Raw genomic sequence first — 12627 nt, forward strand, 5'->3', positions numbered from 1 at the left:
CTTTCAACGGTGGCGACGTGGACCCCGCTATGAGTCTTCTCGTCGCACGGCCTCGCGCAAAAGGTCGGGACGCGTTGGCGGGGTTTCACGACCGTGGTGCCGATGGTGGGTGACGCTCCGCTGCTCATCCACTGGTCCCGGGTGCCAAACCGCGTCGCCCCTTGTTCCGCTGAAATTCACGGCGGGGCACTGTGGCGGATACCCGACCGGCAAAAGATCGAGGGGTCCTGTTTCCCACCGGAAGGTCCCCACGCCATGAAGTCCCTCCTCCGCACCCTCGGTTCCGGCGCCGCCGTCGCGCTCCTGTTGGCCAACCCACACGCCGCCACCCCAGCGACCGCAGACGCTCCCGAGACCACGCTAGGCACCCCGCTGGCCCAGGCCCACGCCCACAACGACTACGAGCACGAGCGTCCGCTGCTGGACGCCCTGGAGCACGGCTTCACCTCCGTGGAGGCGGATATCTGGCTCGTGGACGGCGAGCTGCTCGTGGCCCACGACTCCTGGGAACTCCATGACGCCCCGACCCTGGAGGAGGCCTACCTCGAGCCGCTGTCCGAGCTGGTCTCGCCCAACGGCAAGCAGCTCTACCCCGGCTACAACGGAGACTTCCAGCTCCTGATCGACATCAAGAGCGAGGGCCCGGCCACCTGGGCCGCGATCGAGGACGAGCTCGCCGAGCACTCGCAGTTCGTCACCCGCTACAAGAACGGGCAGGTCAAGGACCGGGCGGTCGAGGCCGTCATCAGTGGCAACCGCCCGCTGGCGGACATGCAGGCCGCCGATACCCGCTACTCCGCCTACGACGGCCGGTCCGCGGACCACGGCTCCGGCATGGATGCGGAGTTCATGCCGCTGATCAGCGAGAACTGGACCAAGCTGTTCACATGGCAGGGCATGGGCGAGGTGCCGGCCGCGGAGCGTGAGCGCCTGCACGAGTACGTGGAGCAGGCCCACGCGGACGGCTACCGGGTCCGGTTCTGGGCCACGAACGACATCGCCGGACAGGCCCGTGAGAACCTCTGGGCGGAACTCGAGGCCGCCGGCGTGGACCACATCAACACCGACGACCTGGCCGGCCTCCAGGAGTTCCTCGGCCGCTGACCGGGATGAACTGACGCCACCCTGGCTCGTGAATCTCCGGCCGGCGCCAAGCAGGGCGGGGCGGGGCGGGGGCCGAGAGGATAAGTCCGGACTGCTCCTTCCCGAGTGCGGGTCGCCGATCGAAGCCGTGGTGTCGCGTCAAGGCGATCAATGATGACAGATTGACCGGTTCGTGAGCATTGAGAGCTGACATGGTCACGAAACGCCCGTAGTGTGAGCATGTGGATCTGACACTTTTCGGCAAACAGGCGACAGGCGATCTCGTGACCGTTCGCCGTTCCGACCCTGCCCTGGGTTCATGGGAGCACAAGGCCTTCCTCCCCCATGGGCTCCCCGACTCCATGCCACATTTGTCCATGGACACCGTCCTGTCCTTGGGTAACGCCCGCTCTGCACTGGCCGCCTTGGACAACACGGCACGGCACCTGCCCAACCCACAATTGCTCCGCCAGCCGACACTGCGCAAGGAAGCACAGAGCACCTCGGCCTTGGAGGGCACCTACGCACCGCTGTCCGACGTCGTGACTGCCGACGTCGAGCATGCGGCCACTCCCGAGATGCGGGAGATCCTCAACTACGTGCGCATGGCCAACCACGGCTACGCAGCGCAGGCAACGGGACGTTCCCTGTCTACGACGTTGCTCAACGAGCTGCAGGACGTCCTGATGTCAGGCACGCCTCTCGACGCGGAATCCGGCCGCCTTCGGCACAGCCAGGTCGTCATCGGCAGGCAGGAAGGGGCGAAGCCAGGTGCGCTTCCCATCGAGGCTGCCCGGTTCGTTCCCGTTCCCCCGGGTGACCAGCTGGCCGCCGGCGTGGACGAGCTGATGAAGTGGAAAGCCTCCGACCACACCGGCAGGATTGATCCCCTCATCAAGGCCGGCATGGCCCACTACCAGTTCGAGACCCTCCATCCCTACAGGGACGGCAATGGGCGCTTGGGGCGGTATCTCATCGTCATGGACCTGCTGGGCTTGGGATTGCTCCGCGAGCCGACCCTGACGGTCTCCCCCTGGTTCGAAGCCCGCCGAACGGACTACTACGACCATCTGCTCCGCGTCAGCACCGACGGCGACTGGGATTCCTTCCTTCGGTTCTTCGCCCAGGGACTGGATCAGGCGGCGGTCTCGACCCACCGGCAGATGCTGCGCCTCGGCGCTGTCCAAGCCGAACTGAAGGACACCGTCCGGTCCTCCACCATCCGATCGGAAAGCGCCCACGCCATGGTCGACCTGGCCACCGCGCAACCTACCTTCACGGCGGCGATCGCAGCTCGCGAGCTGGGACTTTCCACTGGTGGAGCGCGCAAGATCATCGACCAACTCGTGGATGTGGGAGTCCTGCAGGTCCTCGACCCGGACAGCACCTACCGTCGCCGCTACCTTGCCCCCCGCATCGTGGGTGTTCTCCTCGAACGCGACGGATGATCACTTCTGTGACCATCTGATTGAAGATGCTCACGAAACAGCGATTCCGTGAGCATTAGTCCCCGCCTCGCGCACAAAAACCCCTCGGGTGTGCGCATGCCGGTGGCATCCTTCCTTATCGCGTCCACCCCCATCCGTAGGGTCCAGCACAGGTCGATCCCCTCATCTGGATGAGTCCCTCGGCCCCTGTTCCGGCAGATCCGGAGAGCCGGCACGGCGGAATCCCTCCGCGGCACCGGTTCGCACCGTCAATCGCTTCCCTCGCGATTCTCATGAAGGACCTTTCCATGTCTCACAACCACCCCTCCCCTCACGGATACCCCCAGGACCCCATCACCGGCGGTACCCCGCCTAACGGCAAGGCCACCAGAGCAGTTACCCGGGACACACGCCCCTGGTACAAGAAGAAGCGCGCCATCCTCCCCGCGGGTGTTTTGGCACTGTCCATCGTCACCGGCGTTGCAGGATGCGGTGGTGGCGATACCGACCCGACGGCTGCCACCTCGAGCTCGTCCGCCACCCCTTCGGCAACCGAGGACGTCCAGCTATCGGAGGCCACCGCGTCCGCAGAAGACGAGGCGGCGCAGGAGGCCGAGGCATCGGCCAGTGCGGAGGCTGAGGCGTCCGAGAAGGCCGAAGCTGAGGCCAAAGCAGCCGAAGAGGCGGAGGCTTCTCAGAAAGCCGAGCAAGATGCCGAAGCAGAAGAGGAGGCCCGTGCCGCCGAGGAAGCCGCTGCGGAAGCGGAGGCACAAGCCGCCGCAGAGGCTGAGGCCGAAGCCGAACGGGGCAGCCTGAGCCAGCAGAACGCCCTGCGGTCGGCCGAGGACTACCTCGACTACACAGCCTTCTCCCGGACCGGGCTCATCGGTCAACTGGAGTTCGAGGAGTACTCAACTGCAGATGCAACGTGGGCAGTGGACCGCGTGACGGTCGATTGGAACGAGCAGGCGGCCAAGTCCGCCGCTAACTACCTGGACTACACGGCCTTCTCCCGCGCCGGCCTGATCGACCAGCTGATCTTTGAGGGCTTCACAGCGGAGCAGGCTCAGTATGGTGTGAGCCAGACGGGCCTGTAGTCAGCGTGGCCCGGTTTGACCGGGCCCTCCCCGCCGGGCCGGCTGACAGCGGGCCCGGCGGGGCCGCCGTCGTTCCTCCCCAACGGTGCCGTGGCCCAGGTCGCCGCACTTGCCTCTTCTCACTCGCTCACACACAACGCTCCGTAGATCGGAAGTGCTTCCACCATGTCGGACAGCGTCGGCAGCTGGTTTGCCGTAGGAACCATTGGCGCCATCGTCACGGGCGGAGCAGCCTCCGTGGTCCCCTGGTACTTCGGGATGGAAGGCTATGGACTCAACTTCTTCGTCATCCTTTGCGTCGCGTCCCTGGTCTTCGCCCTCGTGGCGCTGATCGCCTTCGCGGGATTCTTGAACCTTGTGGTCCGGTACCTGCGCGAGACCAGCGAGCAGACCGACGCGACGCGGACGCTGCGGTATCTGGGCCTGTCTGGGTTCAGCACATTCGAAGAGTTCGAAGCAGCGTTTCGCGAGATCGTATTCGCCTCGCACCGACAAATGATCAGTTAACTTTAGACAATTGACTTCAGGCGCTCTGGCGCAGTGACCCGCGGTGACTGTGCATCGTGAAAGGATCATCAGATGGAGACGAGAAAACGCACCCCGCTGGAGCTCTTTAACCTCCCCCAACACTTCAATATTCCATTGTTCCAACGTCCTTACGTCTGGGAAGAAGAAGAACAATGGGCTCCGCTCTGGCAGGACATTCGCCGCACGGTCGAGAATCGCATGAGGACCCCGTTCAAGCCAGTTTCCCATTTTCTGGGTGCAGTGGTCCTACAAGCTGCCGAGCCAGCCTCAGGCAACATGGGTGTTTGGAACGTGGTCGACGGCCAGCAACGCCTCACGACACTGCAACTACTCATGGATGCCACCAGTGCACTGCTGCGCGACGCGGGTTGGGACAGTCCAGCACAGCAACTGGAGGGCCTGACCCACAATCCGTCCCACTACATCGCTCACGGAGAGAGTCCGCTCGGTCAAGCCCCAAGTAGTGGTGTAACGGTCTGATCCATCGTTGGGTTGTCAGGCGCTGAGTTCGAGTGCGGTATCGGGTTCGGTGGTCACCTCGTTTCCGGTGTCATCGACGCGGGTGAGGCGGCAGCGGTTCAGGACCTCGAGGCCGAGGTAGCGGCGTCCTTCGGCCCATTCGTCGGTCTGCTCGGCCAGTACGGCCCCGACGAGCCGGACGATGGCGTTGCGGTTGGGGAAGATGCCGACGGAGTCGGTGCGGCGTCGGATCTCGCGGTTGAGCCGCTCCTGGGGGTTGTTGGACCAGATCTGGGTCCAGACGTCCTTGGGGAAGGTGGTGAAGGCCAGGATGTCGGCCCGGGCGGCGTCGAGGTGCTCGGCCACCGCGGGCAGCTTCTCGCCCACGTAGTCGATGAGCCGGTCGAACTGGGCGTTCACCGCGGCGGCATCGGGCTGGTCATAGACCGAGTGCAGCATGGCCTTGACGGCCGGCCACATGCTCTTCGGGGTGATGCCCATCAGGTTTGCCGCGTAGTGGGTGCGGCACCGCTGCCACGCGGCGCCGGGCAGGTTGGCGGCGATGGCGTCCTTGAGCCCGGTGTGGGCGTCGGAGGTGACCAGCCGGACCCCTCCCAGGCCGCGGGCGACGAGGTCGGCGAAGAACTCGTTCCAGGCCGCCCCGGTCTCGCTGGTGGCCACGCGCAGGCCGAGGACCTCGCGGTGGCCGTCGCCGTTGACGCCGGTGGCCAGCAGCGCGACCGCGTTGACCACGCGGCCTCCTTCGCGGACCTTCATCGTCAGCGCGTCGGCGGCCACGAAGGTGAACGGCCCGGCCGTATCCAGGGGGCGGTGGCGGAAGGCCTCGACCTGTTCGTCGAGGTCTTTGGCCATCCGCGAGACCTGGGACTTGGACAGCGCGTTGATCCCGAGGGTCTTGACGAGTTTGTCCATCCGGCGGGTGGAGACCCCGGCGAGGTAGCAGTCCGCCACCACGGTGATCAACGCCGACTCGGCGCGCTTGCGCCGTTCCAGCAGCCACTCGGGGAAGTACGTCCCAGAGCGCAGCTTGGGGATGGCCACGTCGATGGTCCCGACCCGGGTGTCCAGCTCGCGGTGGCGGTAGCCGTTGCGCTGGGCGGTGCGGGTCGTGGCGGGCTGGCCCCACTCGGCCCCGACCACCGCGTCGGCATCAGCGCAGAGCAGGGAGTTGATCACGGTCTGCAGCAGGTGGCGCATCATGTCCGGGGAGGCCTCGGACAGGGCTTCACTGAGCAGGCCGGCAGGGTCGACAATATGAGGAGCGGTCACCGTGGTGACTCCTTTCGAGGATTCTGTGCAAGGTTGACTCGAAGGATCACACCGGTGGCCGCGTCTACGTCTGGATCGACGTGCCGGACCACCGGGCGTTACACCACTGTGAGGCTTAGTCGTAGCTGGTCTGGGACTGGCTGGCAGGATAGGAACCGGCCCTTCGGCTCCTCTTGATCGTGACTCATTACACCACTGGCGCCGCTAGGTTGTCCTTGTAGAGAAATGTCCGATCGCAGGGGTTGAGAGGCCGGCACCTGTCCGGCCCACCTCGGTAGCTTGATCAGAAGATTGTCCGCGTCTTTGCGCGCGTGACCCGTCACAGTGCTGTTCCGAAGTGACCACTACCCGGACTGGTACCGGCCGTCAGCGGCCGTTGACCATGTCCATCACTTCGGAAAGGTGCCGTGACCGCCATTTCTATCGTCGCGCATTCCCACCCATTTGTCGTCGGGGTTGATACCCACGCCCGTAACCACGTCTACACCGTGCTGGCCGCCACGACCGGCGAGCTGATCGGTACCCAGGATTTCCCAACGACCGGTGCCGGCATCAACAGAGCCATCGCCTGGGTGGCCCGCCGCACCAACGCCGACGCTGACGTCCTGTGGGTGATCGAGGGCGCCGCCTCCTACGGGGCCATCCTGGCCGGCACCGTCGCCACCTCGGGCTACCCGGTGGCCGAGGCCCCAAGAACAGACGCGAAGAAACGTCGCGGTGTCGGCAAATCCGACCAACTCGACGCGCACCACATCGCCGCGGCAGCGCTACCGTTGCCCACACAGAAGCTACGTCGGCCCAGATTGAACGAGGGGGTCCGCCAAGCCCTGCGGATCCTGGTCACCGCCCGCGACGCCATGAGCACCGAACGCACTCGCTCAGTTAACTCGCTCACCGCACTGCTGCGCACTCAGGACATGGGGTTGGACGCCCGCAAGGCCCTCTCTGGTGCCCAGATCGCCGATGTGTCCCGGTGGCGGGCCCGCGAGGAAGAGCTCTCCCTGTCCATCGCCCGTACCGAGGCAATCCGGCTGGCCAAACGCGTCCGGGAACTCGATGATCAGCTCAAAGCCAATGAGAAGCAGCTGGCCGAACTGGTGCAGATCAGCCCGGCCGCACCCCTGCTGCAGGAAACCGGCTTCGGTCCTGTCACTGCCGCGACCTGCCTCACCGTCTGGTCCCACCCGGGACGTGTCCGCAACGAGGCCGCCTATGCGTCCCTGGCTGGCGTCAATCCGATTCCCGCTTCCTCGGGCAACACCGTCCGGCACCGACTGAACCGAGGCGGAGATAGAAGACTAAACCATGCCCTCCACATGGTCGCTCTGACCAGGATGACCCACGACCCAGAAACGCGGAAATACGTGGAGAAGCGGCGAGCAGAAGGCCGTACCGACCGAGAAACCCGTCGATGCCTCAAGCGCTACCTCGCCCGCCGCGTCCACAGGACGCTCACCGCCGCGAAACCGTGCCTCGGCAGCATTTGACAGACATAGAAGAGTCTCTATGGGGCACTACTGCCCGCTCAAAGTCAGGCATCTCAACAAAGACCGAGCAGCATTTGACGAAGTCATGAATGCAGACCCTTCGCTGTCTTACGACGAGTTGGTGAACCACGGATCACGAATCGCTCGGGCACACCGGTACTTTCGACGTGTGACCGAAGAGTGGCTTGGCTCGCCCAATGACCCAGCGTTCGCGCTGCGTGCCGATCACCTCGCCGAGGTACTCCAGGGCGGCCTCCAATTGGTTTCGATCGATCTGACCCCGGACGAGGACTCCCAAGAGATCTTCGAAACACTCAATGCCCGCGGCACTCCCTTGACCGCGGCCGATCTGGTCCGCAACTTCGTATTCCAACGCCTCGAAGGCGAAGGCGCGGACAGCAAAAGTGCATATGACCCGACTTGGCTCACTCTTCGGTGATTCGGTCGCTTTGGGCTCATAGTTCCGCGTGATTCCGGGGTTCTTGGTCGCGGGGTGGGGCACTAGCCGGGGTGGTTCTAGGCTGTTGAGGGTGTACATCCGGCGGGTGAAGACGAGCTCCGGGGCGACCGCGGTGCAGATCGCGCAGAAGCGCCACGGCAAGCGGGAGATCCTTGAACACCTCGGGTCGGCCCACGACGAGGTGACCCTGGCCTCGCTGGAACAGGTGGCGCGGGAGAAAATCCAGGCCGGGCAGATGGCTTTCGACCTCGACCTGCACACCGATGACACCACCACGGCCCCCGCCAAAGGCGTGGATGCCGGTGGCGGGCTGGTGCTGCACGGGACCCGACCCAGGGTGCTGTGGGAAGTGCTGGAGCAGGCCTACGAGAGGATCGGATTCACCGGCGCCGTGAACGACGAGGTCCTCAAGCAACTGGTGCTGGCCCGGGTGATCGAACCAACCTCGAAGCTGGACTCTCTGCGGGTGTTGGCCGAGCTGAACGTGGAGAACGCGCCTTCCTATGCCACGCTCAAGCGCCATCTGGCCCGCTGCGTTCCTGACAACTGGCGGGACCTGCTCTCCTCGGCGGCCTACCGGTTCGCCGCAGACGGTGGCGCGGTCAGCGTGTGCCTCTACGACGTGACGACCCTGTATTTCGAGGCCGACGAGGAAGACGAACTACGCAAGTCAGGGTTCTCCAAAGAACGCCGGATCGACCCCCAGATCCTCGTCGGACTGCTGGTCGACCGGCACGGGTTCCCGCTGGAGCTGCACTTCTTCGAGGGCAACAAGGCCGAGACCCGGACCATGATCCCCGTGTTGGACGCCTTCCGGGATCGCCACCAGGTGCAGGACATGCTGGTGGTGGCTGATGCCGGCATGCTCTCCTGGGCGAACATCCAGGCCCTGGAGGAGGCCGGATACCAGTACATCGTCGGCTCGAGGAACGCCAAGGCCCCCATGGACCTGGCCAAGACGTTCGCCACGACGGGCAACCACTTCGCCGATGGCCAGGTCATCGAGACCACCACTGAGCTAAAGAAGGGCACCGAGTCCTCACAGCGGCGCGCGGTCTGGCAGTACCGGCTGGCCCGCGAACACCGCGACCGGCGCAACCACACGTTGCAGGTCCAGCGGGCCGAGGACATCGCCGCCGGACGCAAGGCCCAGCGCAAGGCCCGGTTCCTAACCACGGGCCAGCGAAAGTCCCTGACCGTGGACTATGAGGCGGCCAAGGCCGCCGAGCAGCTCTTCGGGCTCAAGGGCTACGTGACGAACACCAGCATGAAGGTACTCTCCGGGGCCGAGGTCGTGGCTGCCTATCACTCACTGTTCGAGGTCGAGGCCTCATTCCGGATGGCCAAATCCGACCTGCGGGCCCGCCCGATCTTCCACCACACCCGGGATGCGATCGAGGCCCACCTGACCATTGTGTTCTGCGCCCTGGCCGTAGGCCGACACCTCCAGACGGCCACCGGAATGAGCCTGCGCCGGATCATCAAGACACTCCAACCCCTCCGAGAGGGCCTGGTCGAGATCAACGGGACCATCGCCACCATCCCCGCAGCCCTCACCCCCGAAGCCAAGGAAATCCTCAAGACCCTGCCTGAAAAATCAGGGCACTAGGAATGAGCCAAGTCGGGTATGAGCGAGACTGGCCCTTCGAGACCAAGTTCTGGGAATCCTCTGTCAGTGTGGGGCGCCAAAAAGTCGGCCGGAGCTCCTTGTTCCTCAACCAATGGCTCATTTCTCGGTTGGGCGATGAAGTCAGTCCGCATAATACGTTCAGTGCCTTCAAGAGATACGTCAATAACACTGGTGATTCCATGAAGGATCTGCTTCCACGGATTCGACGCCAAGCCGACATGTATGAGTCATGGACCGAGGCAGCTGCCAAGAATGACGGACATCTTTCGGCAGTTGAAATGGCGGTCTACCGGATGAGGGCCAGTGGCGTCGAACTGTTGAAGCCGCTCCTCTTGTTCCTAACAGACCCACTGAGGAACATCCCGCCCGCTGTAGCCGAAGAGATCATCCGCAGCACGGAAAGCTGGGTCTACCGGCGGCAGCTTCTTCGCCTGTCCAATTCTGATCTTGGTCGCATCGTCGCTGAGGTCATCCGCAGCATCCAAAACACTGCCGATGCTGACCTCGTGGATCGGGTCACCACCCACCTGACTCGGTTGAATGTCACGAGTACCTACTGGCCTGGGGACATGGAAGTCCGCTCCGCATTGGCCACGGAATCTGTGTATCGGCGTTATCCACGTGCGCGTATGCGCATGATCCTCGAATCCGCCGAAAACTTCTATCGGTCGGAGACTCACCAGCCCCAAGTAGAGCGCAATCGACTGCCCATAGAGCACGTGCTGCCCCAGTCTTGGCAAGAGTCTTGGCCAGCAGGGACGCCCGAAGAAGTGGAGGCGCGATCTTCTCGAGTGCATCGGCTGGGCAATCTCACGTTGTTGACGCAGTCTCTCAACTCCAAGGTCTCCAACGCTGCGTGGGACATCAAACGCAAAGCGCTTCTGCAACACAACACCCTGACGCTTACGGGCCGCATCCTCAGCGAGACGGAGAACAGCGGATGGGATGAGACACTCATCGACCGGCGGACCGACGAACTCATTGGAACGTTGCTGCAGGTCTGGCCCACCCCCTACGGGCATCAGGGGACAGTGGTTGATCCACAAGCCAAGTCAGTGGAGGGTATCGACCTAAGACACCTCATTGACGCAGGAGTGCTATCCGTCGGCGAAACCCTGCATTCCACCCACAGAGATTTCCCGGGCTCCACAGCCACGGTCCTCGATGGCGGAAAATTAGAGGTGCAAGGCAAGACTTACGCATCACCCTCAGCCGCGGCCAAGAGCTTGCGAAAGCGCGCAACCAACGGATGGTACTTCTGGGCCATCAGAGACGGCCAACGCCTCATGAATGTCAGGGCGGAATTCATTGCCCAGCGACAGCTTCCCCCGACCCTCCCCATAGCCGAATAGGCTCGAAGATGTAGCCGTCTGCTTCGGCATGGCAGACAATGGTGCCCACCCGGCCGCGGACACCGACCACAGGAGCCTCCATGTCCTTCCAGGCCTACCTCGACACCATCGAGGAGAAAACCGGTCTCACCCCGCGCCAACTGCTCGAAATCGCGCAGAGCCGTGGTTACAACGACGCCTCGGTGAGGGCCGGCGAGATCCTCGACTGGCTCAAGACCGACTACGGGCTCGGCCGCGGACACGGTATGGCCCGGTCCACGTCATCAAGAAGGGCCCGCAGATCGATGCCAAGCACGTGGGAACCGCCGGCTCGCACCGGGACGAGACGGACGTGCTCTGGCTCGACGGCAAGGCCACCAAACCCGCCTGATACGTGTGACCGGCTCGGCCCGACCGGGCAACCGGCCGTGGCAGTCGGCTAGAGCTTCTCCTCGTGCAGCATGCTGCGTGCCTCGTCGAGAGCCCACTCCGAGTCATCGTGGCTCATCCGGGCCAGCATCAGCAGGTTGGCAATGCGCTGCTCGCGTCTGAGCCGTGCCGTCTCGTCGGCGAAGTTGATCATGGCCAGGACGCGGGCATGGGCGCGGCGTCCCCGCGCTTTGACCCTGCTGTCATCAGCGTCGGTGTCCTTGAGGATCTGGAGTGCCTCGGTCAGCAGTGTCGTCGTCTCGTGGCCCGCCATGGTCGCTAGTCTCCCATGCTCCTCTCCGTCAGCTTCCGGATCGACGTCACGTGGCCGACCAACCCACTCGACGGCCGTCAATAGCCTCCTTGTATGCCTATGCTTCGCCTGTCCGTGGGCTGTGGTCTGATGGATAGCTGACCATCCGGGGAGCCTTCGCGGCGGCCCCTCCATGTCTGCCGGAAGGGGACTCACGCCCATGATGGGACCGCACCATGCCGCCACCGGGGTGGCGGGTTGGGTGCTGCTCGCCGCAGACTATGCGATCCCGCTCGGCCCGCTGGCCGGCGTCGGGCTCTTCGGACCGGAATCCGCGCTGGTAGTGCCTGAGACAATCCCGCTAGGCTTCGGACTGCTCCCGGGGATCACGAACCTCGGCATCCTGGCCGGCGCCATCGTGACCGCCGGTGCTGCCCTGCTACCGGATGCCGACCATCGCCACGCCTCGATCGCGCACTCGTTGCCACCAGTCTCCGAATGGCTGTGCATCCTGCTCGGGAAGGTGGCCGGCGGTCACCGCAACGGCACCCACTCCCTGCTCGGCCTCGCCGTCTTCACCCTGATCGCCTGGCTGCTGTCCCTGCTGGCCATGCCCACCATCACTGGCACCGTGCAGGTTGGCGCCGGCCTCGGGACCGTACTACTGGCCTCCTTCGCGGTGAAAGCCCTGAAGTTCATGCCGGACCGGGCACGGAAGGTGCCTTGGCTGCTCGCCGTGCCGCTGGGCGCGCTGGTGGCGCTCGGGTCTGGGGAGCAGGGTTTCTGGTTCGTCCTCGCGGTGGCACTGGGGGTCGCGGTCCATATCGCCGGAGACATGCTGACCGACGGCGGATGCAACCCGTTCTGGCCCCTGAAGCTGCGGCCGCCACGCACCCTGCCGAGGACGCCGTTGACCCGCGTGCTGTGGAGTACTGGCGGCCGGATGAAACTACCGCTCCTCGGACCCACCGGGTCGCGGCGCGAGTGGGCCGTGGCCGTGGTGGTCTCACTGGTGGCCGTGACCGGCATGGTGGCGGCGCTCATGGGAGTCTTCACGGAGGGCGCCCAGTTGCTCGCCCGGTGGTAACCATCCTCAAGGCGCCGCAGATCCACCCTCTCTGCGGGCCGGAGGTCTTGTTAGCCTGTGCCTACG

General features: G+C 64.6%; 12 protein-coding genes and 1 pseudogene. 11 read left to right on the plus strand and 2 right to left on the minus strand.

What is annotated here, in order from left to right:
• The first annotated feature begins 255 nt into the window (after positions 1 to 255).
• The 5 genes from C8E99_RS10350 (at position 256) to C8E99_RS10370 (ending at position 4615) form a co-directional block, all read left to right on the plus strand.
• Entirely contained in the window at positions 256 to 1104 is an 849-nt protein-coding gene (locus C8E99_RS10350) for a phosphatidylinositol-specific phospholipase C/glycerophosphodiester phosphodiesterase family protein (RefSeq protein ID WP_115932225.1), read from the plus strand.
• A 341-nt stretch (positions 1105 to 1445) separates the two neighbouring features.
• Positions 1446 to 2531: a Fic family protein gene (locus C8E99_RS10355; protein WP_115933401.1), complete on the plus strand. Its 1086-nt coding sequence runs from the start codon at positions 1446 to 1448 to the stop codon at positions 2529 to 2531.
• 287 nt (positions 2532 to 2818) lie between these two features.
• Positions 2819 to 3607, plus strand: coding sequence for an Ltp family lipoprotein (locus C8E99_RS10360; protein ID WP_115932226.1), 789 nt, complete (start codon positions 2819 to 2821; stop codon positions 3605 to 3607).
• Positions 3608 to 3772: 165 nt separating this feature from the next.
• Positions 3773 to 4114, plus strand: a complete 342-nt coding sequence (locus C8E99_RS10365) for a hypothetical protein (RefSeq protein WP_115932227.1) — start codon at positions 3773 to 3775, stop codon at positions 4112 to 4114.
• A gap of 72 nt (positions 4115 to 4186) precedes the next feature.
• Positions 4187 to 4615 (plus strand): DUF262 domain-containing protein, encoded by a 429-nt coding sequence (locus C8E99_RS10370; RefSeq protein ID WP_115932228.1) that lies wholly within the window; start codon positions 4187 to 4189, stop codon positions 4613 to 4615.
• A gap of 15 nt (positions 4616 to 4630) precedes the next feature.
• Here the strand turns inward: C8E99_RS10370 and C8E99_RS10375 are convergent, their stop codons facing one another.
• A complete protein-coding gene (locus C8E99_RS10375; protein WP_115932229.1) occupies positions 4631 to 5884 on the minus strand; it encodes an IS256 family transposase in 1254 nt (417 codons plus the stop codon).
• A gap of 407 nt (positions 5885 to 6291) precedes the next feature.
• On the opposite strand from C8E99_RS10375, the gene C8E99_RS10380 reads away from it, so the two are divergent.
• The 5 genes and pseudogenes from C8E99_RS10380 (at position 6292) to C8E99_RS10400 (ending at position 11183) form a co-directional block, all read left to right on the plus strand.
• Entirely contained in the window at positions 6292 to 7371 is a 1080-nt protein-coding gene (locus C8E99_RS10380; protein WP_115932230.1) for an IS110 family RNA-guided transposase, read from the plus strand.
• A 19-nt stretch (positions 7372 to 7390) separates the two neighbouring features.
• Entirely contained in the window at positions 7391 to 7810 is a 420-nt protein-coding gene (locus tag C8E99_RS10385) for a DUF262 domain-containing protein (RefSeq protein WP_115932231.1), read from the plus strand.
• Between the two features lie 91 nt (positions 7811 to 7901).
• Positions 7902 to 9440, plus strand: a complete 1539-nt coding sequence (locus C8E99_RS10390; protein WP_484014364.1) for an IS1634 family transposase — start codon at positions 7902 to 7904, stop codon at positions 9438 to 9440.
• Between the two features lie 200 nt (positions 9441 to 9640).
• Entirely contained in the window at positions 9641 to 10813 is a 1173-nt protein-coding gene (locus C8E99_RS10395) for a GmrSD restriction endonuclease domain-containing protein (protein ID WP_170144581.1), read from the plus strand.
• Positions 10814 to 10893: 80 nt separating this feature from the next.
• Positions 10894 to 11183: pseudogene (locus C8E99_RS10400) on the plus strand (DUF4287 domain-containing protein).
• Positions 11184 to 11231: 48 nt separating this feature from the next.
• Here the strand turns inward: C8E99_RS10400 and C8E99_RS10405 are convergent.
• Positions 11232 to 11495, minus strand: a complete 264-nt coding sequence (locus C8E99_RS10405) for a hypothetical protein (protein ID WP_115932233.1) — start codon at positions 11493 to 11495, stop codon at positions 11232 to 11234.
• Between the two features lie 199 nt (positions 11496 to 11694).
• Here C8E99_RS10405 and C8E99_RS10410 point away from each other — a divergent pair, with 199 nt between their 5' ends.
• Positions 11695 to 12561, plus strand: a complete 867-nt coding sequence (locus C8E99_RS10410; RefSeq protein ID WP_115932234.1) for a metal-dependent hydrolase — start codon at positions 11695 to 11697, stop codon at positions 12559 to 12561.
• The last annotated feature ends 66 nt before the right edge of the window (positions 12562 to 12627 follow it).

Origin of the sequence: Citricoccus muralis (assembly GCF_003386075.1) — a bacterium.
Lineage (GTDB): Bacteria > Actinomycetota > Actinomycetes > Actinomycetales > Micrococcaceae > Citricoccus > Citricoccus muralis.

Coding starts and splice junctions, on each gene's coding strand:
- C8E99_RS10350 (WP_115932225.1), top strand. CDS start 256: ATGAAGTCCCTCCTCCGCACCCTCGGTTCCGGCGCCGCCGTCGCGCTC.
- C8E99_RS10355 (WP_115933401.1), top strand. CDS start 1,446: ATGCCACATTTGTCCATGGACACCGTCCTGTCCTTGGGTAACGCCCGC.
- C8E99_RS10360 (WP_115932226.1), top strand. CDS start 2,819: ATGTCTCACAACCACCCCTCCCCTCACGGATACCCCCAGGACCCCATC.
- C8E99_RS10365 (WP_115932227.1), top strand. CDS start 3,773: ATGTCGGACAGCGTCGGCAGCTGGTTTGCCGTAGGAACCATTGGCGCC.
- C8E99_RS10370 (WP_115932228.1), top strand. CDS start 4,187: ATGGAGACGAGAAAACGCACCCCGCTGGAGCTCTTTAACCTCCCCCAA.
- C8E99_RS10385 (WP_115932231.1), top strand. CDS start 7,391: ATGGGGCACTACTGCCCGCTCAAAGTCAGGCATCTCAACAAAGACCGA.
- C8E99_RS10395 (WP_170144581.1), top strand. CDS start 9,641: ATGAAGGATCTGCTTCCACGGATTCGACGCCAAGCCGACATGTATGAG.
- C8E99_RS10405 (WP_115932233.1), bottom strand. CDS start 11,495: ATGGCGGGCCACGAGACGACGACACTGCTGACCGAGGCACTCCAGATC.
- C8E99_RS10410 (WP_115932234.1), top strand. CDS start 11,695: ATGATGGGACCGCACCATGCCGCCACCGGGGTGGCGGGTTGGGTGCTG.